The 24,999-nt window shown below is 74.3% G+C and carries 20 protein-coding genes; 11 read left to right on the top strand and 9 right to left on the bottom strand.

What is annotated here, in order from left to right; translation table 11 throughout:
• Positions 1-54: 54 nt before the first annotated feature.
• Positions 55-2,112, top strand: coding sequence for a cytochrome c oxidase assembly protein (locus ACIQLL_RS03085; RefSeq protein WP_402463090.1), 2,058 nt, complete (start codon positions 55-57; stop codon positions 2,110-2,112).
• A 67-nt stretch (positions 2,113-2,179) separates the two neighbouring features.
• A complete protein-coding gene (locus tag ACIQLL_RS03080) occupies positions 2,180-2,476 on the top strand; it encodes a DUF4287 domain-containing protein (RefSeq protein ID WP_402463087.1) in 297 nt (98 codons plus the stop codon).
• Between the two features lie 20 nt (positions 2,477-2,496).
• Here the strand turns inward: ACIQLL_RS03080 and ACIQLL_RS03075 are convergent, their stop codons facing one another.
• From ACIQLL_RS03075 to ACIQLL_RS03065, 3 genes are all read right to left on the bottom strand, one after another.
• On the bottom strand, positions 2,497-3,396 hold the full coding sequence (locus ACIQLL_RS03075) for a carbohydrate ABC transporter permease (RefSeq protein ID WP_402463084.1): 900 nt from the start codon (positions 3,394-3,396) through the stop codon (positions 2,497-2,499).
• Positions 3,393-4,295, bottom strand: a complete 903-nt coding sequence (locus ACIQLL_RS03070) for a carbohydrate ABC transporter permease (protein ID WP_402463081.1) — start codon at positions 4,293-4,295, stop codon at positions 3,393-3,395. The genes ACIQLL_RS03075 and ACIQLL_RS03070 overlap by 4 nt, the downstream gene beginning before the upstream one ends.
• Before the next feature lie 115 nt (positions 4,296-4,410).
• A complete protein-coding gene (locus ACIQLL_RS03065) occupies positions 4,411-5,706 on the bottom strand; it encodes an ABC transporter substrate-binding protein (RefSeq protein ID WP_402463078.1) in 1,296 nt (431 codons plus the stop codon).
• A 236-nt stretch (positions 5,707-5,942) separates the two neighbouring features.
• Between ACIQLL_RS03065 and ACIQLL_RS03060 the strand changes: the two genes are divergently transcribed.
• From ACIQLL_RS03060 to ACIQLL_RS03045, 4 genes are read left to right on the top strand one after another with little or no spacing between them, the layout of a single operon-like run.
• Positions 5,943-7,127, top strand: coding sequence for an ROK family transcriptional regulator (locus ACIQLL_RS03060; protein ID WP_402463075.1), 1,185 nt, complete (start codon positions 5,943-5,945; stop codon positions 7,125-7,127).
• Positions 7,124-8,236, top strand: a complete 1,113-nt coding sequence (locus ACIQLL_RS03055) for a substrate-binding domain-containing protein (RefSeq protein ID WP_402463072.1) — start codon at positions 7,124-7,126, stop codon at positions 8,234-8,236. The genes ACIQLL_RS03060 and ACIQLL_RS03055 overlap by 4 nt, the downstream gene beginning before the upstream one ends.
• A complete protein-coding gene (locus ACIQLL_RS03050; protein ID WP_402463069.1) occupies positions 8,233-8,994 on the top strand; it encodes an ATP-binding cassette domain-containing protein in 762 nt (253 codons plus the stop codon). The genes ACIQLL_RS03055 and ACIQLL_RS03050 overlap by 4 nt, the downstream gene beginning before the upstream one ends.
• The gene (locus ACIQLL_RS03045) at positions 8,991-10,166 is read left to right on the top strand and encodes a sugar ABC transporter permease (RefSeq protein ID WP_402463066.1); all 1,176 of its coding nucleotides are present in this window, start codon (positions 8,991-8,993) and stop codon (positions 10,164-10,166) included. Before ACIQLL_RS03050 ends, ACIQLL_RS03045 begins: the two co-directional genes overlap by 4 nt.
• Positions 10,167-10,194: 28 nt before the next feature.
• Here ACIQLL_RS03045 and ACIQLL_RS03040 read toward each other — a convergent pair whose 3' ends face one another.
• Complete coding sequence (locus ACIQLL_RS03040) at positions 10,195-11,367, bottom strand: NAD(P)/FAD-dependent oxidoreductase (RefSeq protein WP_402463063.1); 1,173 nt, start codon at positions 11,365-11,367, stop codon at positions 10,195-10,197.
• Between the two features lie 161 nt (positions 11,368-11,528).
• Between ACIQLL_RS03040 and ACIQLL_RS03035 the strand changes: the two genes are divergently transcribed.
• The gene (locus ACIQLL_RS03035; protein ID WP_402463060.1) at positions 11,529-13,664 is read left to right on the top strand and encodes a S9 family peptidase; all 2,136 of its coding nucleotides are present in this window, start codon (positions 11,529-11,531) and stop codon (positions 13,662-13,664) included.
• Between the two features lie 102 nt (positions 13,665-13,766).
• Here ACIQLL_RS03035 and ACIQLL_RS03030 read toward each other — a convergent pair whose 3' ends face one another.
• Entirely contained in the window at positions 13,767-14,417 is a 651-nt protein-coding gene (locus tag ACIQLL_RS03030) for a TetR/AcrR family transcriptional regulator (protein ID WP_402463058.1), read from the bottom strand.
• A 126-nt stretch (positions 14,418-14,543) separates the two neighbouring features.
• On the opposite strand from ACIQLL_RS03030, the gene ACIQLL_RS03025 reads away from it, so the two are divergent.
• Together ACIQLL_RS03025 and ACIQLL_RS03020 are read left to right on the top strand one after the other, a co-directional pair.
• The gene (locus ACIQLL_RS03025; protein ID WP_402463055.1) at positions 14,544-17,507 is read left to right on the top strand and encodes an MMPL family transporter; all 2,964 of its coding nucleotides are present in this window, start codon (positions 14,544-14,546) and stop codon (positions 17,505-17,507) included.
• Positions 17,504-19,861 carry a YhgE/Pip family protein gene (locus ACIQLL_RS03020; protein WP_402463052.1) on the top strand — a complete coding sequence of 786 codons (2,358 nt, stop codon included), beginning with the start codon at positions 17,504-17,506 and terminating at the stop codon, positions 19,859-19,861. The genes ACIQLL_RS03025 and ACIQLL_RS03020 overlap by 4 nt, the downstream gene beginning before the upstream one ends.
• 54 nt (positions 19,862-19,915) lie before the next feature.
• On the opposite strand, the gene ACIQLL_RS03015 is transcribed toward ACIQLL_RS03020, so the two are convergent.
• Positions 19,916-20,143 carry a hypothetical protein gene (locus tag ACIQLL_RS03015; RefSeq protein WP_402463049.1) on the bottom strand — a complete coding sequence of 76 codons (228 nt, stop codon included), beginning with the start codon at positions 20,141-20,143 and terminating at the stop codon, positions 19,916-19,918.
• Between the two features lie 157 nt (positions 20,144-20,300).
• Between ACIQLL_RS03015 and ACIQLL_RS03010 the strand changes: the two genes are divergently transcribed.
• A complete protein-coding gene (locus tag ACIQLL_RS03010) occupies positions 20,301-21,377 on the top strand; it encodes a chymotrypsin family serine protease (RefSeq protein WP_402463046.1) in 1,077 nt (358 codons plus the stop codon).
• Here the strand turns inward: ACIQLL_RS03010 and ACIQLL_RS03005 are convergent.
• Positions 21,364-21,813: a PTS sugar transporter subunit IIA gene (locus ACIQLL_RS03005; protein ID WP_402463044.1), complete on the bottom strand. Its 450-nt coding sequence runs from the start codon at positions 21,811-21,813 to the stop codon at positions 21,364-21,366. The genes ACIQLL_RS03010 and ACIQLL_RS03005 overlap by 14 nt on opposite strands.
• Before the next feature lie 138 nt (positions 21,814-21,951).
• Here ACIQLL_RS03005 and ptsP point away from each other — a divergent pair, with 138 nt between their 5' ends.
• On the top strand, positions 21,952-23,625 hold the full coding sequence (ptsP, locus tag ACIQLL_RS03000; RefSeq protein ID WP_402463041.1) for a phosphoenolpyruvate--protein phosphotransferase: 1,674 nt from the start codon (positions 21,952-21,954) through the stop codon (positions 23,623-23,625).
• Here the strand turns inward: ptsP and ACIQLL_RS02995 are convergent.
• Both ACIQLL_RS02995 and ACIQLL_RS02990 read right to left on the bottom strand, forming a co-directional pair.
• Positions 23,606-23,902, bottom strand: coding sequence for an HPr family phosphocarrier protein (locus ACIQLL_RS02995; RefSeq protein ID WP_402463038.1), 297 nt, complete (start codon positions 23,900-23,902; stop codon positions 23,606-23,608). The two genes, ptsP and ACIQLL_RS02995, sit on opposite strands and share 20 nt — an antisense overlap.
• 140 nt (positions 23,903-24,042) lie before the next feature.
• On the bottom strand, positions 24,043-24,885 hold the full coding sequence (locus tag ACIQLL_RS02990; protein WP_402463036.1) for an aldo/keto reductase: 843 nt from the start codon (positions 24,883-24,885) through the stop codon (positions 24,043-24,045).
• Positions 24,886-24,999: the final 114 nt, after the last annotated feature.

Below are 24,999 nucleotides of genomic sequence, written 5' to 3'. Positions count from 1 at the left end.
ACCTCACAGCCCCCGGGGTCGGGGCACCGCCGAGCGACGCCTACCCTGGATGACGTGACAGCCACCGCGCCGCGCGCCCGGGACGCCGCGCCCGTCTCCGCGGAACCACGCCCCTGGTGGGTCGTGGCCGCCGGACCGGGCGCCGTCGTCGTCGCCGTGCTCGCGCTCCTCGCCGCGGGGACGTTCTCGGACGCGTTCGACGCGCTGGGCACGTTCTCCGACCCGGGCGCCCTCGCCCGCTGGGGCCTGCCCGTCGCCACGGTCCTGGCGGAGGTCGGCGTCTCGGTCACCCTCGGCTGCCTCGTGGCGGCGGCCTGCCTGGTCCCGCCCGGGGCGGCGCAGCGGCGTCTGCTCGACGTCGCCGGGTGGGCCGCGGCGGCATGGGCGGTCGCGGCGGTGGTGGAGCTGGTGCTGCAGTACTCGGTGGTCTCGGCGTTGTCCCCGGCCGCCGACTCGTTCGGCACGGGGCTGGGGCAGTTCGTCGCGGACGTCGATCTCGGCAAGATCCTCGTGGCCATCGTCGCCCTGGCCGCGCTGACCTCGGGGGTCGCGCTGGCGGTGCGCGGCCCGGTGGGGGCGATGTGGACCGCGCTGCTCCCCGTGGCGGCCCTGACGGCCCAGTCGACGACGGGCCACGCGTCGGGCGCCGCCGACCACTACCTGGCGATGGGTGCGATGTGGCTGCACCTGGTCGGCGCCGCGCTGTGGGTCGGCGGGCTGGCCGCGCTGTTCGTGCTGGTGGTGGGCCGGTTCGACGACGTCGCGGCCCGCGCGGTCCGGCGGTACTCGCCGATCGCCGCCTGGTGCCTGGTGACGGTGGCCCTGTCCGGGGTGGCGAACACGTGGATCCGCATGGAGCACCTGTCCGACCTGCTGACGCCCTACGGGGTGCTGGTCCTGACCAAGACGGTCCTGCTGGGCGTGCTCGGCCTGATCGGCTGGGGCTATCGGACCTGGGTGATCGACAGGTTGCAGGGGACCGGGCGCAGCACCCCCGCCGGCCCGGCGCAGCCGTCGCTCGCCCGCCGCCTGTTCTGGCAGCTGCTGGCCGTGGAGCTGCTGGTCATCGGCGCCGTCTCCGGCGTCGCCGTGGGCCTCGGTTCCAGCGCGCCGCCGGTGCCCGACGACGTCCCGGTGGACGCCTCGCCGGCCTTCCGCCTCACCGGGTACCCGATGCCGCCGGAGCCGACGGCGTCGCGATGGCTCACCGAGTGGGCGCTGGAGCCGGTGTTCGGCCTCGCCTGCCTGGCGGGCATCGTCGTCTACGTACGCTGGGCGGTGCGGCTGCGCCGTCGCGGCGACCGCTGGCCCGTCGGCCGGACGCTGTCCTGGTGCGCGGGCATGCTGGTGCTGCTGTGGACCACGAACGGCGCCGCGGCGGTCTACGGACGCGTGACCTTCAGCGGGCACATGGTCCAGCACATGACGCTGGCGATGCTGGTGCCGCTGCTGCTCGTCCTCGCCGCGCCGGTGACGCTGCTGCTGCGCGCGGTGCCGGCCCGCAAGGACGGCTCGCGCGGGCCGCGCGAGTGGGTGCTGGCGCTCGTGCACTCGCGGGTGGGTGAGCTGCTCGCCCGGCCCGTGATCGCCGCCGTCCTGTTCGCCGGCGGGATGATCGCGTTCTACTACACGCCGCTGTTCGGGTTCGCGCTGACCAACCACCTCGGGCACATGTGGATGATCGTGCACTTCACGCTCGTGGGGTACCTCTTCGCCAACGCCCTGGTCGGCATCGACCCCGGCCCGCAGCGACCCACCTACCCGATGCGGCTGGTGCTGCTGTTCGCCACCATGGTGTTCCACGCGTTCTTCGGCGTCGTGCTCACCACGGGCACGTCGCTGCTGGTGGCCGACTGGTTCGGCAACATGGGTCGGGTGTGGGGCCTGAGCGCCATCGCGGACCAGCAGCACGGCGGCGGCATCGCCTGGGGGATCGGCGAGCTGCCCACCCTCGCGCTGGCCATCACCGTCGCGATCCAGTGGACCCGCTCCGACGAGCGGGAGGCCCGACGGCGCGACCGGCAGGCCGCGCGCGACGGGGACGCCGAGCTCACCGCGTACAACGACATGCTCGCGAAGATGGCCGAGCGCGAGGGCCCCGGCCGGCGATGAGTTCGCGGCGTGCGCGCCGTCTGACCTGCCGTGACCGCACGAGGCGGTCCGGGAGACGGAGGTACCCGTGTCGTTCCAGGCCTATCTCGACGCCGTCGAGCGCAAGACCGGCAAGACGCCCCGCGAGCTGCTCGACGAGGCGACCGGGCGGGGGTTCGGTCCGGGCACGAAGGCGGCGCCGATCCTCGAGTGGCTGAAGGCGGACTACGGCCTCGGCCGCGGGCACGGCATGGCGATGGTGCACGTGGTCACGAAGGGGCCGCAGATCGGCGACAAGCACGTCGGGTCGAGCGGCTCGCACCGCGACGCGTCCGACACGCTCTGGCTGGACGGGGCAGCGACCCGGCCCGCTCCGGCGGACTGAGTCGCTGCCCCCGGCCCGGCTCAGCCCTTGACGGAGCCGGACATCAGACCGCCGACGAAGTACTTGCCGAGCAGGATGTACACCAGCAGCGGCGGCAGGGAGGCCAGCAGCGCGCCGGCCATCGAGACGCCGTAGTCCTGCAGCAGGGCACCGTTGGCCAGGTTGTTCAGCGCCAGGGTGACCGGGCCGTTCTGGCTCGAGGAGAAGAACACGGCGAACAGGTAGTCGTTCCAGGCGTTCGTGAACTGCCAGATGAGCACGACGACGAAGCTCGGCACGGAGATCGGCAGGATGATCGACCAGTAGGTGCGCAGCATGCCCGCACCGTCGACGCGACCGGCCTCGATGAGCTCGTGCGGAATCGTCTGGTAGTAGTTGCGGAAGATCAGCGTCGTGATCGGGATCCCGTAGATCACGTGCAGGATGATCAGCGACGGCACGCCGCTGGGGACGCCGGCGCCCAGCATCAGCTCGAGCAGCGGGATCATCACCGCCTGGTACGGGATGAACATGCCGAACAGGATCAGCGTGAACACCACGTCGGCCCCGCGGAAGGACCAGCGCGACAGCACGAACCCGTTCATGGAGCCCAGCACGGCCGAGATGATCGCCGCGGGGATCACCATCTGGAACGTGCGCCAGATGGACGGCGACAGCGCCTCCCAGGCACCCACCCAGTTGTCCAGGGTCCAGTCCGTGGGCAGGTTCCACGCGCGGGCGGGGGAGGCGTCGCCGGCACCCTTGAAGCTCGTCACGAACAGCACGTAGACCGGGACCAGCACGATCAGGACGAACAGGATCATCACGGCGTAGCGGGTGGTCCTGCCGACGGTGAAGCGGGACCGGGTGTCGCGGCGCAGCTCGACGGGTTCGCCGGCCACGTCGGTGGGGGGCACCGGGGTGCCCACGTGGGCGCTCATCGGTGGCTCCCCTTGTTGGTGCGGACCAGGTAGGGCACGACGACGACGGCGACGATCACCAGCAGGATCGTGCCCACCGCGGCGGCGCTCGCGTAGTCGAAGCTCGACTTGAACAGGTACATGTCCACCGCCGGGACCTTCGTCTGGTAGTTGGCCGGCTTGGAGATCGACATGATGAGGTCGAACGACTTCAACGACATGTGGCCGATGATGATCAGCGCCGAGAGCGCGATCGGGGTGAGCTGGGGGAACAGCACGTGCCGGTAGAGCTTCCACTCGCTGGCGCCGTCCATGCGCGCGGCCTCGCGCAGCTCCTCGGGGATGCCGCGGAACCCGGCGAGGAACAGCGCCATCACGTAGCCGGACAGCTGCCAGATCGCCGGGATGGCGATGGCCACGATGCCGAACGTGATGTTGTTCCACCAGTTGTTCTGCAGGAAGTCCAGGCCGATCATCTGGAACAGCCGGTTGAGGCCGCTGGCGCTCTCGCCCTGGTTCGAGTTGAGCAGCCACCGCCACACCACGCCGGAGGCCACGAACGACACCGCCATGGGGAACAGGTAGATCGAGCGGAACACGCCCTCGCCGCGGGACGGCTTGTCGAGCAGCCAGGCCCAGCCGAAGCCCATGATCATCGTCCCGCCGAGGAACACGACGGTGAACAGCAGCAGGTTGATCAGCGAGTGCTGGAAGTCGTCGCTGGCGAGCAGGTCGACGTAGTTGTCGAACCACACGACCACCACGGGCTGCTGACCGGTCGCCTGCGCGGCGGTGTGGTTGTCCGTGATCGAGGTCTGGAAGTTCGCCGCGATCAGGCCGTAGACGAACACGGCGAGCAGGATCAGCGACGGGGCGAGGAGCAGGAGCGGCGGTCCGAGCCGTCGCAGGCGGTGTCTCATGGGTCCCTCCGGGGTGCTCCGGGAAGCGTGGGCGGCGGTGGTCCGGCCGGGCGCGCGGCCCGGCCACGGCAGGGGGCCGGCCCGTGGCGGGCCGGCCCCTCGTCGTGCCGGTCGATCACATGTTCGCCGCGGCGAGCTCGGACTGGAACGTGGCCAGGTCCGAGGCGCCGGTGGTGAACTTGCTGGTGGCGTCCGAGATGGAGTTCAGCGTCGCGACCGGGGCCGCGGCGCCGTGGGCGAGGGACGAGACGATCGTGTCGTTCGCGAACGACTCGACGGCCGTCTGCTGGTACTCGGAGAAGTCCGAGGTGTCGGCGTCCGTGCGGGCCGGGATGGAGCCCTTGGCCTTGTTGAAGGCCTCCTGACCCTCGGCGGAGCCGACGGTCTCGAGCCACGCCTTGGTGCCGTCGGGGTTCGGGGCACCGACCGGCATGGTGAACGAGTCGGCCAGGAAGTCGAACGTGCCGTCCGTGCCGGGCACCGGGAAGTAGATGTAGTCCCCGGGGGCCTCGGAACCGGCCTCCTGGAACGCGGCCTCGGCCCAGTCGCCCATGACGTTGAACGCCGCCTGGCCGTCGATGACCTGCTGGGTGGCGTCGGGCCAGTCCAGACCGTCACGGTCGGTGTTGGTGTAGCCCATCAGCTTCTCGAAGTCCTCGAGGGCGGCCGTGACCTCGGCGCCCTCCCAGTCGGTGGACCCGTCCCACAGACCGTTGTAGGCCTCGGCACCCAGGTCGGAGAGGAGCACGGTCTCCAGCAGGTGGACCTGGGTCCACGTGGTGGCGATCGACAGGGCCGTCTTGCCCGACTCCTCGACGGCGTCGAGCGCCTCGAACCAGGCGTCCATGTCGGCGTACTCGGCCTCGGGGTCGAGCCCGGCGTCCTCGAGCACGGTCGGGTTGGCCCAGACGACGTTCGCCCGGTGGATGTTCGACGGGACGGAGTAGATCGCGCCGTCCTCGGTGCTGAGGCGGTCGACCAGGTCGGACGGGAACGCCTCGGTGAGCCCGAACTCGTCGTACAGGTCGGAGACGTCCTCGATCTGTGCGGCGTCGATGTAGTCCTGGAGCTCGGCACCGGCGTGCGCCTGGAACGTGTCCGGCGGGTCGCCGGCCTGCAGGCGGGACTGCAGCAGGTCCTTGGCCGCGGACCCGGCGCCACCGGCGACCGCGCCGTTGACGAACGTGTAGTCCGGGTTCTGCTCGTCGAACACGCCGACGAGCGCGTCCAGACCGGCCTTCTCGGAGCCGGCGGCCCACCAGGTGAAGACCTCGACCTCGCCGCCGCCGTCGCCCTCGGACATGGTGCTGTCGTCGCCGGATCCCTCGGAGTCGTCGCCGCTGCAGGCTGTCAGCCCGAGCGCCAGGACGGCCGCTGCCGCCGTCGCTGCCATGAGTCGTGAGTTGCGCATGCTCCCCATCGCCTTCGTTGCCGTGATGTGGGATCGCGGTCCGTCCCGCGACCGGGTGCGTCGGTGCACCCGTCCTCCCTGCAGCACATCCAACGGCGCCTGCGGACTTGGTGTCAAGAAATGAACTCAAGAACCGGCGAACCGTAACCGTTGCGTTATCTCGTGAACGCAGAGACCGTTTTCCGCGGACCAGCGGGCCCGACTCGGGCCGAATGCCGGGCGGTATCCTTCGTCACGTGCGAGCGACGCGGGAGACTCCGGGGTCTCAGACTTCACTGCGTGAGGCCAACCGCGCCCGCATCGTCAACGCGGTCCAGCAGCACGGCTCGCTGACCCAGGTCGAGCTGGCGGGCATCACCGGCCTGTCTCCCGCCAGCGTCTCCAACATCGTCAAGGAGCTCACGGCCGCCGGGGTGCTCGACACGAGCCCCTCCACCCGCTCGGGACGTCGTGCCCGGCTCGTGACCCTCGCCCGCAGCCTCGGGCTCGTGGGCGGCGTCGACTTCTCCGCGCGGACCCTGCGGGTGGCCCTGGCCGACGCCTCCCTGCAGATCATCGCCAGCGAGGAGCTCCCGCTCGCTCCCGACCACCGCGCCGACATGGGTCTGCACCGTGCCGCGCTGCTCATCCAGGAGATGGCGGCCTCCGTCGGGGCCGAGGCCGGTGAGCTGCTGGCCGTGGGCGTCGGCGTGCCCGCGCCGGTCGACGTCGCCTCGGGCGCCGTCACCTCCTCCGGGTTGCTGCGCGGGTGGGACGGGGCCGCCGTCGCCGCCGCCCTGACCGCCGCCCTGGACGTCCCCGTGACCGTCGACAACGACGCCAACCTCGGAGCCCTGGCCGAGGCCCGGTACGGCGCCGGGGTCGGCCACGACCCGGTGGTCTACGTCCGCGCGTCCCACGGCCTCGGCGGCGGGATCGTTCTCGGCGGGCGCGTGCTGCACGGCCGCGGCGGGGCCGCCGGGGAGATCGGCCACGTCACCATCGACGAGAACGGCCCGATCTGCCGGTGCGGCAACCGAGGCTGCCTCGAGACGTTCGTGGGCGCGACGGTGCTGCTCGGGATGCTGAGCGCCAGCCACGGTCACCTCACCCTGGCCGATGTCATCGCCCGGGCGCACGACGGCGACCCGGGGTGCCGCCGGGTGCTGTCCGACGCCGGGGCGCACCTGGGCGCCGCCGCGGCCAACCTCGCCAACCTCGTCGACCCCGAGGTGCTGGTCGTGGGGGGTCGGCTCGCCGACGCCGGGGAGATCCTGCTGGGTCCGCTGCGGGCCGCGGTCGAGCAGCGTACCGTCCCCTCGGAGGCCGGACCGCCCCTGGTCGCCGTCGCCGAGTTCGGCGCCGAGGCCGAGCTGCGCGGAGCGCTCGCCGTCGCGCTCGACCACGCCCGGGCCGCCGGGCTGCTGGGGGTGGGCGCATGAGCATCCGGTCCCGCCGGGCCGCGTCCGCCGTCGTCGCTGCGGGCGTGCTCGCCGCCGTCCTGACCGCGTGCGGCACCACCGGCGCCGACGACGCCGACGCCGACGGCACCGTCGCCCTGCTGCTGCCGGAGGCGCAGACGGCGCGGTACGAGACCACCGACCGGCCGACGTTCGAGGACGTCGCCGGCCGCCGCTGCCCGGGCTGCACGCTGCTGTACGCCAACGCCGGCGAGGACGCCGCCCGCCAGCAGGAGCAGGCGGACGCCATGATCGCCCGGGGTGCCGACGTGCTCGTCCTGGACGCCGTCGACGCGACGGCCGCGGTGAGCATCGTCGCGGAGGCCGAGCGCCACGGCGTCGGCGTCGTCGCCTACGACCGGTTCATCGACGACCCGCGCGTCGACTACTACGTCACCTTCGACTACGAGGTGATCGGCTACCAGCAGGGCCGCGCCCTGCTCGCATCGCTCGTGGACGACGGGGACGAGCCCGACCTCGGCCCCGGGTCGGCATCGAGGCCGGGGATCCTGCTCGTCAACGGCTCGCCCACCGACCCCAACGCCGCCGAGCTCTCCGCCGGGGTGCACCGTGCGCTGGACGGCACCGACGTCGAGATCCTCGCCGAGTACGACACCCCCGGCTGGAGCCCGACCCGCGCCCAGGAGTGGGTCAGCGGGCAGTACACCCAGTTCGGCGGCCACGTGCACGGGGTCGCGGCCGCCAACGACGCCCTGGCCGGCGGCGCGATCGCCGCGCTCAAGGCGGCGGGTGCCGACCCGGTCCCCCCGGTCACCGGGCAGGACGCCGAGCTCGCGGCCGTGCAGCGCGTCGTCGACGGTGACCAGCTCATGACCGTCGCCAAGGCCCACGACCAGCAGGCCCGCACCGCCGCAGAGGTGGCCGTGCGACTGCTGCGCGGCGAGACCCCCGTGGCGTCGTCGACCATCGGGGGCATCAAGAGCTTCGTGCTCGCCCCCACCCCCGTGTGGGCCGACGACGTCCAGCGCGTCATCGTCGACGGCCGGGTCCACACGGTCGAGGAGATCTGCACCCCCGCCTACGCCGCGTCGTGCGCGCGGCTCGGCCTCACCGAGGAAGGAGCGCCGTGACAGCCGTCGTCCGTCTCGCCGGCGTCGCCAAGAGCTTCGGCGCCGCCCAGGCCCTCGCCGACATCGACCTCGACCTGCACCCCGGGGAGGTGGTCGCCGTCGTCGGCGACAACGGGGCCGGCAAGTCCACGCTGGCCGGGGTCCTGACCGGGGTGCACCTGCCCGACGCCGGGCAGGTGCGGGTGGACGGCGACGCCGTGACCCTGACCTCCCCGGCCGCCGCCCGGGCCCTCGGCATCGCGGGCGTCCAGCAGGAGCTGGCGCTCGCCGAGAACCTCGACGTCGTGGAGAACCTGTTCCTCGGCCACGAGCCCCGGATCGGGCCGTTCCTCGACGAGGTCACGATGGAACGCCAGGCATGGGAGCTGCTCGACCGGCTCGGCGCGCGCGTCCCCAGCGTCCGCCTGCCGGTGCACGCCCTGTCCGGCGGGCAGCGCCGGGCCGTCGCCATCGCCCGCGTGCTGCTCGGCGACCCCCGCGTCGTCGTGCTCGACGAACCCACCGCCGCGCTCGGGGTGCGGCAGACCGCCCAGGTGCTCAAGCTCATCGGCCGGCTGCGGGCCGGCGATCACGCCGTGGTGCTGATCAGCCACTCCATCACTGACGTCCAGGCCGTCGCCGACCGCATCGTGGTGCTCCGGCTGGGGCACGTCGTCGGCGAGTTCGACGCGACCACCGCCACCTCCGAGGACCTGCTCGCCGCCATCACCGGTGCCGGACCCGTCAGCGGGATCTCCGCGCGAAGGAGCCGACCATGACCGTCGCCGACCTGTGGCGGTCCGTCCGCGCCGGGGAGCACCCGCTGCTCGCGATCGTCGCCGCCCTCGTCGTCATCTGGGTGGCGTTCGGGCTGGCCGACCCCACGTTCTTCTCCCCGGAGAACCTCGTCAACCTGTCCCTGCAGTCCGTCGCGATCGGCGTCATCGCGCTCGGCGTCGTGCTGGTGCTCATGGCCGGCCAGATCGACCTGTCGGTGGGGTCGGTCGGCGGGCTCGCGGCGGCGATCGTCGCCGTCGGGTCGGTCAACGGCGGCCTGCCGGTCGCCGTGTGCGTGCTGGTGGCGCTCGCGGCGGGCGCCGCCGTCGGGCTGCTGTACGGGCTGCTCGTGGCGCGGGCCGGGCTGCCCGCGTTCATCCTCACGCTCGCCGGGCTGCTCGTCATCGCCGGCATCCAGTGGCGCGTCCTCGGGCCGGACGGTTCGGTCAACCTGCCCTTCGAGTCCTGGCTCGTGAAGTTCGCCCAGGCCTGGTTCGTCCCCGCACCGCTCGCGTGGGCCGGCGTCGGGCTGATCGTGGTGGCGACCGCCGCCGTCGGGCTCGTGGAGCGGGCACGCCGCCTGCACGCCGACCTGCCCGCCCCGACCTACGCCGTCGTCGCGCTGCGGGCGGCCGTCCCCGCCGTGGTGCTCGGGGGCGCGGTGGCCTACCTCGGTCAGGCCCGCGGCATCGGGTGGTCCGTGGTGCTCCTGGTGGCACTGGTCGCCGTCGCGGACATCCTGCTGCGCCGCACCCGGTGGGGACGCGGCGTGCGGGCCGTGGGCGGCAGCGCGCGCACCGCCCGGCTCGCCGGCGTCCCCGTGCGTGCCGTCCTGACCAGCGTGTTCGTCGCCTGCTCGACGCTCGCCGCGCTCGGCGGGGTGCTCGCCGCGGGCCGGCTCGCCGCGGCGAACCAGGGCACGGGCGGTGGCGAGCTGTTCCTCACGGCCATCGCCGCCGCCGTGATCGGCGGGACCAGCCTCTACGGCGGCCGCGGCTCGGCCTGGTCGGCGCTGCTGGGCGTGCTGGTCATCCAGTCCATCGCCAACGGCCTCACGCTGCTCGACCTGGACGCGGCGACCCGCAACATCGTCACCGGCGTGGTCCTCGCGGCCGCCGTCTCCATCGACACGCTGCTGCGGCGGCGTCAGCAGGAGCACGTCGCGGCGCGGTGACCGGGCGGCGCCGAGGTGCCCGTCCGGCTCAGAGCAGCTCGTCGAGCACCCGCGGCGCCAGCCCGAGCGCCGTCGTCGTCGCCAGACCGTCGGCCACCGTCACCGTGCGCACCCCGGGCAGCGGCTCGCGGACCAGGAACGGCGAACCCGCGTCCGGGCCCGGCACCCGGACGACCTCGGGCGCCGTCCACCGCCCCAGGACGGTCAGCCGCTCGACCCCCAGCAGCTCGCGCGCCTCGGCGAGGAGGCCCTCGTCGACGGTCTCCGCGCGCCCCGGACCGGGTGCGGGCGCGCGGCCGTCCCCGACGATCACGGATCCGTCGGGCTGGGCCACGAGCGTGAGGTGTACGTCGGCGGCCAGCAGGTCCGGGCGGGTGGCGCGCAGGCGTTCGCGGACCTGCCCGAGCGCGCGGGAGTGGCGGTAGGCGGCGTCACGCAGCACCGTGCTGGGGCCCACCACGACGGGTCCGGAGCCCAGCCGCAGGTCCGCACCGACGTCGTCGGGCCGCGGTGCGGCGACCCGCAGCATCTGCCGGTCGACCCGGACGAGCTGCGCGCCGACGTCGTCGAAGAGGCGGCCGACGGTGTGTCCCACCGCCACCACGACCTTCTTGGCGACGACCTCGCCGCGGGTGGTGCGCACCAGGGTGCAGCCGCTGCCGGCGTCGAAGGTCTGGGCGGCGGTGCGCCAGGCCACCCGGGCCTGCGGCCGGGACCCGAGCCAGTCGGCGATCGCGGTGAGGGCGGAGGCGGGGTGCACCCGCAGGTCCAGGGGCAGGAAGGCTCCGCCGACGGCGTCGGGGACGGCCGTGCGGTCGGCGACGTTGCGGGCGTCGAGCAGGACGGCGTCGCCGGCGCGGGCGGCCACGAGGTCGTCGAGGACGGCGAGCTCGTCGGCGTGCCGGGCCACGACGACAGCACCGGTCTCGTGGACGCCGAACCCGGCGTCGCGGCCGAGCTTGAGCCAGCGCTCCCGGGCGGCCAGCGCGCAGGCGAGCGCGGTCGAGTCCTGCGTGGTGACGGCGACGTGCCCGCCGCGCCGGGCGGTGGCGCCGTCGGGGCGTTCCGCGGCGTCCACGACGAGCACCGACAGGCCCCGGGCGTGGGCCTCGACGGCGTGCCCCAGCCCGACCGCACCGGCGCCGACGACGACGAGGTCGGCCTTCGCGGGCAGGGGCGTCGGGGCGCTGCGGTGGTTCACGTCCAGAATCTGCCGCAGTCCCGAGACTCTGTTCAAGGCGAGGATTGCCTGTGGACGAGGTGTTCGGCCACTGTTCACCTGCGGTTCGGCCCGGCGTTCCCGAGGGGTCGTGCCGGGCTCCGGCGAGGCTCGTCCCGGCACGGTGTGGTAGACCCGGACGGGTGACTGACGACACGGCCGCGGGACCCACCCCGAACCCGCCCACCCCGTTCCACGACCTCGACGACTACATCGCCCTCGGACGCCTCGGCGGACTGGCGCTGAGCCGCGACGGCACCCGGCTGGTGACCACCGTGCAGACGCTCGATCCCGAGCGCACGGGCTACGTCTCCGCGCTGTGGGAGGTGGACCCCACCGGGTCGGCCCCCGCGCGCCGCCTGACCCGCAGCGCCAAGGGCGAGTCGTCCGCGGCGTTCACCGCGGACGGTGACCTGCTGTTCACCTCGGCCCGTCCGGACCCGGACGCCACCGCCGACGCCGGTGAACCGAGGTCCGCGCTGTGGCTGCTGCCGCCCGGTGGCGAGGCCCGCCCGGTCGCGACGGCGCCGGGGGGTCTGGGCGGCATCCTCACCGCACGCGACGCCGACGTCGTGTCGGTCGCGGCGCCGCTGCTGCCGTCCGCGGCCGACCTCGAGGCCGACGCCGCGCTGCGCAAGACCCGCAAGGACCGCACGGTGAACGCCATCTGGCACACCGGGTACCCGGTGCGGCACTGGGACCACGACCTGGGCCCGGACGCCGACCGCCGGTTCGCCACGAGCCTCGCCGGCCTGGGCGAGTCCGAGCGGGCCGAGCTGCGCGGCCTCACCGGCCCCGGCCGCCAGCTCGACGAGCACGAGGCCGCGCTGTCGCCCGACGGCGCCACCCTCGTGACGACGTGGGGCGTGGCCGACCCCGGCGCGGCGCGCCGCACGATCCTCGTGGCGGTCGACACCGCCACGGGGGAGCGGCGCACGCTGGTGGACGACCCGGACGCCGAGGTCGCCGGGCCCGTGGTCTCCCCGGACGGTCGCCACGTCGCCTACGTCACCGAGACGATCACCTCGCCCGACGAGGCGCCGGTGGTCCGCACCGGCCTGGTCGCCCTGGACGGCTCGGGGGAGCCCGAGGTCGTGGCGGACGACTGGGACCGCTGGCCCTCCGCGCTGACCTGGCTCCCGGACTCCTCCGGGCTGCTGGTGACGGCGGACGACGACGGCCGCGGCCCGGTCTTCCTGCTCACCCTCGACGGCGGCTCCGGGCGGGGGCCGGTGACGGTCGAGCAGGTCACGGCCGACGACGCGACGTTCACCGACGTCGCCGTCGCCCCGGACGGTGCGGCGCTGTACGCGCTGCGCACCTCGTACGCGGCGCCGTCGGAGCCCGTGCGCGTCGACCTGGCGGCGTTCGTCGCCTCCGGGGCGCCCGGAGAGCGCGAGCCGGTGCCCGCCGTCGTGCTGCCCTCGCCGGTGGCGGCCCCGGAGCTGCCCGGCACCCTGACCGAGGTGGAGACCACGGCGTCCGACGGGACCCGCGTGCGCGCCTGGCTGGCGCTGCCCGCGGACGCCTCGCCGTCGGACCCGGCCCCGCTGCTGCTGTGGATCCACGGCGGCCCGCTCGGCTCGTGGAACGCCTGGTCGTGGCGCTGGAACCCGTGGCTGATGGTGGCCCGCGGGTACGCGGTGCTGCTGCCGGACCCGGCGTTGTCCACCGGGTACGGCCAGGAGTTCGTCCAGCGCGGGTGGGGTGCCTGGGGCGACGCGCCCTACACCGACCTCCTGGCGATCACCGACGCCGCCGAGGCGCGCGAGGAGATCGACGCGACCCGCACGGCGGCGATGGGCGGATCGTTCGGCGGGTACATGGCCAACTGGGTGGCCGGGCACACCGACCGGTTCCGCGCGATCGTCACCCACGCCTCGCTGTGGGCGCTGGACCAGTTCGGCCCGACGACGGACGCGGCCTGGTACTGGGCGCGCGAGATGACGGCCGAGATGGCCGCGGCCAACAGCCCGCACCGGTTCGTGGGCCAGATCCGCACGCCGATGCTGGTGGTCCACGGCGACAAGGACTACCGGGTGCCGATCGGGGAGGGCCTGCGCCTGTGGCGCGAGCTGCTGAGCGACTCGGGGCTGCCCGCCGCCGACGACGGCACGACGGTGCACCGGTTCCTGTACTTCCCCGAGGAGAACCACTGGGTGCTCACGCCGCAGCACGCGAAGGTCTGGTACGCCGGGGTGCTGGCGTTCCTGGCCGAGCACGTGCTGGAGGTGCCGGCCGGCGAGGGTGACACGGTGCTGCCCGAGGTGCTCGGCTGACCCCGTCCCGTGAGGTAGGCCACCTCTCCGCGAGGTAGGCAGCTTCTCCGCGAGGTAGGCAGGGCCCGGGCCTACCTCGCGGAGAAGGTGCCGACGTCGTGGTCAGCGGGCCACGACGAGGAGGTCGACGACCCGCTCGATGCGTCGCAGCGCCGGTGCCTCGTCCTGACCGCTGAGCACCGCGTCGCGCGTGCCGGCGGACTCGACCTCCATGAGCAGCTCGACCGCGGTGGGGGTGTCCACCGTGAAGCGCAGGCCGACACGGTCCAGCAGCGCCTCGAGCACGCGACCCACCTCCCGGCGCAGCCGTTCCTGCTCGGCGCGGTACCGCGGTGCCACCTGCGGGTCACGCATGGCGAGCAGCTCGAACTCGGCGTGCATCAGGCACCAGTCGCGGTGGTCGGGCCCGTCCAGACCCACCGAGGACACGATGCCGCGGACGGCGTCGCGCAGCCCTTCCGGGGTGGCGACGGCCGCGGCGTCGATGCCGGTCCCCGCCGACTCGATCGCCGCCAGGTGACCGCGGGCCTTGCGGTCCACGAGGGCGTGGAAGAGCTCTTCCTTGGACTCGAAGTTCGAGTAGAAGGCGCCACGCGTGAACCCGGCGGCCTCGCAGATGGCCTCGATCGACGTGCCCTGGATGCCGTGGGCGGAGAAGAGCCCGAAGGCGGCGTCCAGGAGGCGCTCGCGCGTGCGTTCCCGGCGCGGGGAGCGCACGCTGGTGGCGTGAGCGGCGGTCACGTCGGTGGTCACGGGGTCCTCCTGGGTCGGTCGGTGACCTCACTCTAGCCAGGTCGCGGCGGATCCGATACATTGCTGTATCGGATACAGTGACGTATCGGCAGTCCTCCCGCCCGTCGTCCTCCCTCAGGAGCCCCCGTGTCCTCCGTCCTGTACTCGCTCGGCCGCTGGGCCGTCGCCGCGCGCCGCCTCGTCGTCATCGCGTGGCTCGGCATCCTGGTGGTCACCGGAGCGGCCGGCGCCTTCGTGTTCCAGGGCTTCGACAACTCGATCACCATCCCCGGCACCGAGTCGCAGAACGCCCTGGACCAGCTCTCGGCCACGTTCCCCGAGGTGAGCGGTTCCTCCGCGCAGATCGTGGTCGTCGCTCCCGACGGCGCCGTCGTCACCGACGACGCGGTCCGCGAGCCCGTCGAGGACGCGGCCGACCGGATCGGCGACCTGGACGAGGTCGCTGCCGTCGCCACGCCCTACGACGACCAGGGCGCCTCGCCGGTCAGCGACGACGACACCGCCGCCATCGTGACGGTCCAGCTCGACGGCGACTCGATGTCGATCAGCGACGCGACCAAGGACGACCTCGCCGAGATCACCGACGAGCTCGCGCAGGCTCTGCCCGCGGGCTCCCAGGCGTCCCTCGGCGGCGAGCTCTTCGCCACCGAGCTCCCGCACCTGAGCCTCGTCGAGGCGGTCGGCGTCGTCGTCGCGCTGGTCGTGCTGCTCTTCACCCTGGGCTCGTTCGTGGCCGCGGGGCTCCCGCTGGTCAACGCCCTGCTCGGGGTCGGGGTCTCGATGCTGCTGCTGCTGGCGGCCACGGTGTTCGGTCCCATCAACTCCACGACGCCGATGCTCGGGCTCATGCTCGGCCTCGCCGTGGGCATCGACTACGCCCTGTTCATCGTCTCGCGGCACCAGGAGCAGCTGCGCGAGGGCATCGAGGTGCGCGAGTCCATCGCCCGCGCGACGGGCACCGCCGGGTCCGCGGTGATCTTCGCCGGGCTCACCGTCATGATCGCGCTGGTCGGCCTCGGCGTCGCGGGCATCCCGTTCCTCACGGTCATGGGCGTGGCCGCCGCGGGCGCCGTCGGCGTCGCCGTCCTCGTCTCGCTCACCCTCCTGCCCGCGCTGCTGGCGATCGCCGGGGAGCGGCTGCGGCCGCGCGAGCGACGACGCCGGGGGCGGGCTCGCACCCGCGGCCGGCGTGCGGCCGGCGCCGCTGCGGCACCTTCCGCGCCCGAGGCGGCCACCCACCGCAACCGATTCTTCGCCGGCTGGGTCCGGGGCGTCACCAGGGCACCGGCCGTGACGATCGCGGTCGTGGTCATCGCCCTGGGGGCCCTGGCGCTGCCCGCCACGAACCTGCGTCTCGCGCTGCCCGACGCCGGGTCGTTGCCCGAGGACTCGTCCGCGCGGCAGACGTACGACCTGGTCAGCGAGCACTTCGGGGAGGGCTTCAACGGGCCCCTCATCGTCACCGGGTCGATCATCACCAGCGACGACCCCGTCGGGCTGATGAACGACCTGAAGAAGGAGATCGCGGACCTGCCCGGCGTCGCCGACGTGCCGCTGGCCACGCCGAACGCGACCGCCGACACCGGCATCATCCAGGTGATCCCCACCGGCGCACCCGACTCCGAGGAGACCAAGGCGCTGGTCACCGAGCTGCGCAGCATGCACGACCACTTCCTCGACACCTACGGGGTGGACCTGTCCGTCACCGGGTTCACCGCCGTGGGGATCGACGTCTCGGACAAGCTCGGCGCGGCGCTGCTGCCGTTCGGGCTCGTCGTCGTGGGCCTCTCGTTGGTGCTGCTGACGATGGTGTTCCGGTCGGTCTGGGTGCCGGTCAAGGCGACGCTCGGCTACCTGCTGAGCGTGGGGGCGGCGTTCGGTGCCGTGACCCTGGTCTTCGAGGACGGTGTTTTCGCCGACGCGCTGAACGTCACCCGGCTCGGCCCCGTCATCAGTTTCATGCCGATCATCCTCATGGGTGTGCTCTTCGGGCTCGCGATGGACTACGAGGTGTTCCTCGTCTCCCGCATCCGGGAGGACTACGTCCACAACGGCGGTCGCGCCCGCCAGGCGATCCTCACGGGCTTCCAGGGGTCGGCGAAGGTCGTCACCGCGGCCGCCGTCATCATGTTCAGCGTCTTCGTGGCGTTCGTGCCCGAGGGCGACATGACGCTCAAACCCATCGCGCTCGGGCTCGCCGTCGGCGTCGCCGTGGACGCCTTCGTCGTCCGCATGGTGCTGGTGCCCGCCGTCCTCGCGCTGCTCGGCGACCACGCCTGGTGGATGCCGCGCTGGTTGGACCGGCTCCTGCCGACGTTCGACGTCGAGGGGGAGGGGCTCGCCAAGGAGCTGCGCCTCGCCGCGTGGCCCGGCCACCGGTCCGACGGCCGGGCCGACGCCGTCGTGGCCCGCGACCTGGAGGTGGCCGGCCCGCGCGGGCCCGGTCTCGGTGAGCCGCCGCTGGTCGGCCCGCTGAGCGTGCGCCTGCCCGACGGCGGTGCGCTGGCCGTCCACGGCGACTCCGCGGCCCCGGTCAACGCCGTGCTGCTGGCCCTGGCCGGCCGGATCCCGCCGGACGCCGGCGCGGTGAAGGTCACCGGTCTGGTGCTGCCCGAGCGTGCGGCCTCCGTGCGCTCCCGGGTGGCCGTCGTCGACGCCGTCACCGAAGGCGGCCACCCGGCCGGCGCCGTGACCGACGCGGTGCGCCAGGGCGCGACCGTCGTGGTGGTCGACCGCACCGACGTGGTGGCCGACCGATCCGACCGGGAGGCGCTGGCCGGGGCCTTCGCCACCGCGCACGCCACCGGCGTCACGCTGCTCGTCGGGGCGACCGGCGTCGCCGCCACGGACCTGCTGCCGCAGGGCACCCCGGTGCTCGACGTGGGCGCCGGGTGGGGCGCCCCGGCCGCGCTGCACGGGGGCGAGGTGCCGCCCCCGGTGCCCGAGCACGCGCCACCCGGTGACCCCGGGGCCGCGGACCACGGGACCGCCACTCCCGAGGACTCCGCTCCCGAGGACTCCGCGGCGGACGGCTCCGCGGCGACCCCCACCGAACCCACCCACGACTCCTCGACGGAGGTGCGGGCATGAACCGCGTCCGCCAGAACCCCTGGGCGATCGTCGCGGTCGCCCTGCTGCCCGTGCTGGTGCTCGGCATCCTGCTGGCCGCCCTGTGGAACCCCCTGGACCGCCTGGACACCGTGCCCGCGGCGATCGTGAACGACGACGAGCCCGTCCAGGTGAACGGTCAGACGGCGCCCCTGGGGCGGCAGCTGGCCGCCGGGCTGGTCGAGGGTGCCGAGGGATCCGACGTCAACTACGACTGGACGGTCACGGACGCCGACCACGCCGCCGACGGCCTGGCCGACGGCACCTACGCGGCCGTGGTGACGATCCCCGAGGGGTTCTCCGCGGCGGCCACCTCCGCCGGTGCTGACGACCCGGCCGACGCCGAGCAGGCCACGATCGACATCGCCACGCCGCCCGGCGGCCGCGTGGTCGACGACGCCCTGGCCCGGGTCGTGGCGACCACGGCGACCTCCGTGATGGGTGCCACCCTCACCGAGACCTACGTGGACAACGTCCTGGTCGGCTTCAACACCATCGCCGACGGCGTCGGCCAGGCTGCCGACGGCGCGGACGAGCTCGCCTCCGGCGCCGGCGACGCCGCAGACGGCGCGGACGACCTGGCCGCCGGTGCCGGGCAGTACGCCACCGGCGTCGAGCAGTACGCCGACGGCGTGGGCGAGGCGGCGGCCGGGGCGTCCGAGCTGCGCACCGGTGCCGCCCAGGTCGCCGACGGCGTCGGTGCGGCCGCGGCCGGGACGGACGCCCTGGTGAGCGGCGCCCGTCAGGTCGCCGACGGTGCGGCCGGCGTGGCCGACGGCGCGGAGCCGCTCGCCGACGGCGCCCGTCAGGTCGCCGACGGTGTCACGGGGGTCTCCGCCGGTATCCGGGAGAGCGCCGACGGCGCCGACGACCTCGCCGACAGCGGCGAGGAACTGGCCGACGGCGCGGACCAGGTCGCCGCGGGCGTCCAGGTGCTCGCCGACCAGGCCGGCGAGATCGACGCGCAGGCGCCCACGCAGGACGAGATCCAGGCAGGCCTGGACGACGTCGCGGCCGGTTTCACGCAGAACCAGGAGGCCGTCGCCGCGGCCCTCGGCGACGCCTCCGCGGCGCTCGGGTGCGACGCCGACCCGGACACCGAGGCCTGCCGACAGCTCGCCGCCGTCGAGGACACGCTGGCGGGTGCGGACACCGACCTCACGGCCGGTTTCGCGCAGGTCTCCGAGGACCTGTTGACGGCGCGTGGCCAGCTGACCGCGCTCGCGGACGGGACCGCGGACCTCGCCGACGCCGCCGGGAAGGTCGCCACCGGGACCCACGGCATCGCCGACGGCAACGCGGAGCTCGCCGACGGTCTGCGGACGCTCGCGACCGGCAACGACCAGGTCGCCACCGGAGCCGACGGCGTGGCCGACGGCACCGCCGAACTGGCCGGTGGCGCCGGCGACCTCGCCGACGGTGCGGCGGGTCTCGCGGACGGCGTCTCCACGTTCGCGGACGGTGTCGACCGGCTCGACTCCGGGGCGGACGAGCTCGCGTCCGGGGTCTCCGCGCTGGCCGACGGCGTCGGCGGGCTCGACACGGGGGCGCAGCAGCTCCGCACCGGGGCGGACGGCCTGGTTGACGGCACCGACGGGCTGGCCGACGGCGTGCAGCAGCTCGCCGGCGGCGCGGACGACCTCGCGGGCGGCCTCGACGACGCCGTGGACCAGATCCCGACCTACACCCAGGGTCAGCGGGAGAACCTCTCCTCCGTGGTGTCCGACCCGGTCGCCGCGCCGGGCGTGGACGGGCTGTCCACGGGGGCCACCGGGCCGCTGTTCGCCGTCGTGGCGCTGTGGCTCGGCGCGCTCGGGCTGCTGACCCTCTTCCCGCCGGTCGCCGCCCGGGCCCTCGGCTCGACCCGTTCGGCGCTGCGGCAGACCCTCGCCGTGCTCGCCACCCCCGCGGCGGTCGGTGCCGGCACCGGCGCCGCGGTCGGCGCGATCCTCGCCGGTGTCGAGGGGATGTCACCCCTCGGGTGGGTCGGCACGATCCTGCTCGGTGCGCTGGTCTCCGTCTCGTTCGTCGCCGTGCACCTCGGCTTCCTGGCCTGGCTCGGGAACGTCGGGCGCGCGATCAGCATCCTGGTCGCCGTGCTCATGATCGGCACCGGTGTGGTCGCGACGGTCCCGCAGGTGCTCGTCTCCGTGGGCGACCTGCTGCCCACCGGGGCCGCGCGCGACGCGCTGACCGCCGCCGTCGTGCCGGAGGTGGGTGGGCTCGCCGGGGCGCTGACGTGGGTCGTGCTGTGGGGTCTGGTCGGGATCGGCCTCGGCGTCGGCGCCGCGGCCCGGGCCCGCCGCACCCGGGTCGGTGCGCTGCTGCGGGCCTGACGACGGCGCAGCGGGTCGGCCGGCTCCGGGTCGGCCGGCCCCGGGTCGGCCGGCTCAGGCCCGCACCCGCCGCGGGAGCGGCGTGCTGTGCTCCGTCGCGAGGGGCGGCCGTACGCGCCGGCCGGTGGCGGCCTGCCAGCGCGCGACGAGGGTCGCGTCCGCCTGCCGGCGCCCGCCTCTGTCGAGATGGGCCACCTGGCGATAGTCCAGCAGCGCCGGCAGGTCGTGGTTCAGGGCCCACCGGACCGCGGCGCGCGTGTCGTCGACCGTCGGATTCCTCATCGCCGGTGGGGAGGCCGCCGGCCCGGGATCGTGACGTGGCCACCGCCCCGGATCCGGCGTCTTGCTCAGAGCCTGCTCAGATCCGGGGGAGCCGCCGGTTCGTCCGGCCGCCGCGTGCCGCCGCGCCGATCTCCGACGGGTCCGTCAGACTCGCCGCATGGATCTGACGCAAGCCCGCGAGACCAAGGCGCACCTCGCCACGTACGCCCGTGACCTGGCCGAACGCTACGGCGTCGCCGTCACCCCGCAGGCTGCGGCCGCACCGTGCGCCCCCGCCGAGGCGGTGCGGGCCCCCACCCTGGCGATCGGTCTGGCGCCGTCGGACGAACCGGGCGGCTACCAGATCGCGGTGCGCTACCGGCTCGGCGTCCCCGCCGCGCGTGCCGTCGTGCGCCGGGTCGCCGCGGAGGCGGGATCCTCGCCCGACGTCCGCCGCACGGGGCGCATCCGCCGGCTCGGACCCGGCCGCCGCGGGAGCACCGCCGGGGGGATGCTGGAACCGCAGCCCCCGGTGGCGACCGCGCAGGCCGCCGGCGAGACGGGCCGGGTCCGCCCGCTGCGTCCCGGCGTCTCGATCGCGCACGTGGACGTCACGGCCGGGACCCTGGGCGGGTTCGTCGTCGTCGACCCCGCCCGCTCGGAGGGACACGACCTGCCCGGCGGCCCCGACGCCCTGTACGCCCTGTCGAACCGCCACGTGCTCGACGGCGTCCCGGGGGACGGCGTCCTGCAGCCGGGGCCCGCGGACGGCGGGACGGACCCCGCCGACAGGGTGGGGACGGTCGCGGCCGTGGTGCCGTTGACGGCGGGGGAGCGCGCGACCGTCGACGCCGCCGTCGCGCTGCTCGACGACCCGCAGGTGGACCTCGAGTACCCCGTCGGGCGAGTGACGACCACCGCGGAGGCCGCGCCCGGCGACACGGTGGAGAAGATCGGCCGCACCACCGGGCACACGCACGGCCGGGTCTCCGCGATCGAGATGGACGACGTCCTGGTCGGCTACGGCCCCGAGCTCGGCGTCCTGGCCTTCGACGGGCAGATCGAGGTGGAGTCCACGGCGCCCGGCCCGTTCTCCCGCGGGGGCGACTCGGGCTCACTGGTCTACCGGTCCGACGGCGTGGCGGTCGGCCTGCTGTTCGCCGGCTCGGAGACGGGCGGGGCGGACGGCAGCGGCCTGACCTACGTCAACCCGATCGACGCCGTGCTCGCCACGTTCGGGGTCAGCCTGCGCTGAGCAGCGGCGTGCCCGGTCCGACGTCGGTGCCGGGGTCGGCGAGGAGTGCGACGGCGTCCGGGGACGCCTCCAGGACGACGACAGGGCACACCGCCGACCGCCCGCCGTCCCGCACCGCCTGCGGGTCCCACGAGACGATCCGCTGACCGGTGCGGACCTGGTCGCCCTCGGCCGCGTGCAGGGTGAACCCCGTGCCGCGCAGCTCGACGGTGTCGATGCCCAGGTGCACCAGCACCGCCGGACCCTCGGACGCCTGCACCACGAAGGCGTGCGGGTGCAGCTTGACCAGTCGCCCCGCCACCGGGGCGACGGCGTCGGAGCCCGTCGGCTCCACGGCGGTGCCGGGGCCCACGATCCCCTCGGCGAACACCGGGTCGGGGACGTCGGTCACGGCGACCACCCGTCCGGCCACGGGGGCGACGACGGTCAGCGGCATCGGGTCTCCTTGCAGGTCGGGCGCGTGGCGGATGTTGACACCACCGGGTGCATCCACCAGTCTGCGACGAACGGTTCGGTGCGTGTCGATGCGTGGTGCCCAGGCTACGTGGTACGCAGGGTACGGAGGTCGAGAGCCATGAGCACGACACTCACCGGGGCACCGGTCAGCCCGGGGCGCGCCGCAGGTCCGGCCGTCACCATGCCGGACCGCGTGCCGGAACCGCGCACCACACGGCTGGCGGGTGACGACGTCGAGGACGCCGTCGTCCAGCTCACGCGCGCTGCGGCCTCCGTGCGCGACGAGCTCACCGACCGCGCCGGCCGGGCGGCCGGGACGGCCGCGGACCTCCTCGCCGTCACGGCCGCGATGGCGGCCGACCCGGCCCTGACCTCCGACGCGGAGCGCCGCATCCGCAGCGACCGGCTCACCCCGGAGCGGGCCATCTGGGACGCCGCCCGGACGATGGCGCGCCAGCTCGAGAAGATCGGCCCGCCCCTGTCGGAGCGTGCGCGGGACGTGCGCGACGTCCGCGACCGGATCGTCGCCGAGCTCATCGGCGTGCGCCCGCCCGGCGTGCCGAGCCCCGACCATCCGTTCGTCCTGGTCGCCGACGACCTCGCCCCCGCCGACACGGCATCGCTCGACCCGGCGGTGGTCCTGGGGATCGTGACCAGCGGCGGGGGCCCGACGTCGCACACGGCCATCCTCGCGCGGGCGCTCGGCATCCCCGCCGTCGTCGCGGTGCGGGGCGCGGCCGACATCACCGACGGGGAGACCGTGCTGCTCGACGGCGGGGCCGGGATCGTGGTGCGCGACCCGGATCCCGAGACGGTGGCCGCCGCCCAGCAGCACGAGTCCACGCGGCGGGCCTTCGACGGCACGGGGCGGACCGCCGACGGCACGCGGGTGGAGCTGCTGGCGAACGTGGCGGACCCCGCCGGTGCCCAGGCGGCGATCGAGGCCGCCGCGGAGGGCGTGGGGCTGTTCCGCACGGAGTTCTCGTTCCTCGGCCGGGCGAACGAGCCCGCCGTCTCCGAACAGGTCGCGGCCTACCGCCGGGTGCTCGCGGCGTTCCCGGGCCGCAAGGTGGTGGTGCGCACCCTCGACGCCGGCGCCGACAAGCCCCTGCCGTTCGTCACCTCGGACAGCGAGCCCAACCCGGCGCTCGGCGTGCGCGGGCTGCGGACCGCGACCCTGCGCCCCGGGGTGCTGGACCGCCAGCTCCAGGCGATCGCCCGCGCCGCCGAGGCGGAGAACGCCGACGTGTGGGTCATGGCGCCGATGGTCGCCACGGCCGGGGAGACCGCGGAGTTCGTGGCCTCCTGCGCCCGGCACGGGCTGCGCACCGCGGGCGTGATGATCGAGGTGCCCGCCGCGGCCCTGCGGGCCGAGGAGGTCTTCGCCCACGCGGCCTTCGGCAGCATCGGCACCAACGACCTCATCCAGTACACGATGGCCGCGGACCGCATGCTCGGCGAGCTCGCGACGCTCTCCACCCCGTGGCAGCCGGCGGTGCTGGAGCTGGTGCGCGCCACCTGCCGCGGTGCCGCCGTCCACGACCGGCCGGTCGGGGTGTGCGGTGAGGCCGCCGCCGACGCCACCCTGGCGCCCGTGCTGGTCGGGCTCGGGGTGCGGTCGCTGTCGATGACCCCGCGCGCGCTGGCCGACGTCGCCGCGGTGCTGGCCCGCGTGGACCTCGACGAGTGTCAGGAGCTGGCCCGTCTCGCCCTGAGCGAGGACGACCCGATCGCGGCCCGTTCCGCCGTCCGCGACGCGATCCGGCCGGTGCTCACCGACCTGGGTCTGTGAGGAACTCCTCCAGGACGTCGAGCGCGGCGCTCGCGGCGGCGTCGTCCGTCTGATCGTCGCCGTCGGCACCCGCTGCGCCGCCGGCGTGCAGCGTGACGGGCGTGCCGGCGTCGGCACCGAGCGTCATGACCGCCAGGATGCTGGCGGCGTCGACGGGGTCGGCGCCCTCGCGGGAGATGCGGACGGCGACGGGCTGGTCGGCGGCGAGGCGTGCGAAGCGGGCGGCGGTGCGCGCGTGCAGCCCCTCGGGGATCGCGACCACGGTGTGGCGTTCCATGACGACATTCTGCCAACCGTCGCTCCCGCGGACACGGCAGCGGGTGCGGGCGCGGCGCATGCGTTGTGGGTATGAAATCGACGGCCCTGTACCGGTTCATAGCCGTCGATCTCATACCCACAACGCGGGGTGGTGGGCCGTCAGCGCCCGGTGTCGTTCATCTCGTCCGGGTGCGAACCGATGCGCTCGCCGCGGTCCAGGGCGGTGATGTCGGCCATGTCCGCCTCGGAGAGCTCGAAGTCGAACAGCTCGAAATTCTCCTGGATGCGGGCCGGGGTGACCGACTTGGGGAAGATGACGTCCCCTCGCTCGAGGTGCCAGCGCAGCACCACCTGGGCGGGCGTCCTGCCGAGGTTGCCGGCGATGCGGACCACGGTCGGGTCCTCGAGGACCTGGCCGCGGCCGAGCGGCGACCACGCCTCGGTGACGATGCCGTGCTCGGCGTCCACGGCGCGGACCTCCTCGTTGCCGAGCCACGGGTGCACCTCGATCTGATTGACCGCCGGCACCACGGTGCTGGAGTCCAGGAGGCGTCGCAGGTGGTGCGGCTCGAAGTTCGACACCCCGATCGCCCGCGCGCGACCGGAGCGGTAGATCTCCTCCAGCGCACCCCATGCCTCGACGTACTTGTCCACCGCCGGCAGGGGCCAGTGGATGAGGAACAGGTCCACGTGGTCGAGGTGCAGCTCCTTGAGCGTCTGGTCGAACGCCGCCAGCGCGTCGTCGTGCGCGTGGAACGCGTTGTTGAGCTTGCTCGTGACGAACACGTCGTCGCGGTCCAGGCCGGACTCGGCCAGCGCCTCGCCGACCTGACGCTCGTTGCGGTACATCTGCGCGGTGTCGATGTGCCGGTAGCCGACGTCGAGGGCCCGGGCGACCGTCTCCCGCGTCTGCTCCGGCGGGATCTGGAACGTGCCGAAGCCGAGCTGCGGGATCGACACGCCGCTGTTGAGGAGAAGGTTCGGGACTGTCTCGGTGCTCATCTCCCCATCGTGACCACACCTGCCCGCCGGGCGCGACCCCGGCGGGCGGTGATCCACGTCGCGGCGGCCCCTGGACGGCGGGGGCACAATGGAAGCAGCACCCGGGAGGTCATG

Origin of the sequence: Isoptericola aurantiacus (genome assembly GCF_044769875.1) — a bacterium.
In the GTDB taxonomy this organism is placed as follows: domain Bacteria; phylum Actinomycetota; class Actinomycetes; order Actinomycetales; family Cellulomonadaceae; genus Isoptericola; species Isoptericola aurantiacus.
The sequence above is the reverse complement of the archived record's forward strand: the minus strand, read 5'-3'. Positions and strand labels throughout refer to the sequence as shown.

Coding starts and splice junctions, on each gene's coding strand:
- ACIQLL_RS03010 (WP_402463046.1), top strand. CDS start 20,301: ATGGATCTGACGCAAGCCCGCGAGACCAAGGCGCACCTCGCCACGTAC.
- ACIQLL_RS03065 (WP_402463078.1), bottom strand. CDS start 5,706: ATGCGCAACTCACGACTCATGGCAGCGACGGCGGCAGCGGCCGTCCTG.
- ACIQLL_RS03075 (WP_402463084.1), bottom strand. CDS start 3,396: ATGAGCGCCCACGTGGGCACCCCGGTGCCCCCCACCGACGTGGCCGGC.
- ACIQLL_RS02990 (WP_402463036.1), bottom strand. CDS start 24,885: ATGAGCACCGAGACAGTCCCGAACCTTCTCCTCAACAGCGGCGTGTCG.
- ACIQLL_RS03020 (WP_402463052.1), top strand. CDS start 17,504: ATGAACCGCGTCCGCCAGAACCCCTGGGCGATCGTCGCGGTCGCCCTG.
- ACIQLL_RS03070 (WP_402463081.1), bottom strand. CDS start 4,295: ATGAGACACCGCCTGCGACGGCTCGGACCGCCGCTCCTGCTCCTCGCC.
- ACIQLL_RS03005 (WP_402463044.1), bottom strand. CDS start 21,813: ATGCCGCTGACCGTCGTCGCCCCCGTGGCCGGACGGGTGGTCGCCGTG.
- ACIQLL_RS02995 (WP_402463038.1), bottom strand. CDS start 23,902: ATGGAACGCCACACCGTGGTCGCGATCCCCGAGGGGCTGCACGCGCGC.
- ptsP (WP_402463041.1), top strand. CDS start 21,952: ATGAGCACGACACTCACCGGGGCACCGGTCAGCCCGGGGCGCGCCGCA.
- ACIQLL_RS03045 (WP_402463066.1), top strand. CDS start 8,991: ATGACCGTCGCCGACCTGTGGCGGTCCGTCCGCGCCGGGGAGCACCCG.
- ACIQLL_RS03015 (WP_402463049.1), bottom strand. CDS start 20,143: ATGAGGAATCCGACGGTCGACGACACGCGCGCCGCGGTCCGGTGGGCC.
- ACIQLL_RS03055 (WP_402463072.1), top strand. CDS start 7,124: ATGAGCATCCGGTCCCGCCGGGCCGCGTCCGCCGTCGTCGCTGCGGGC.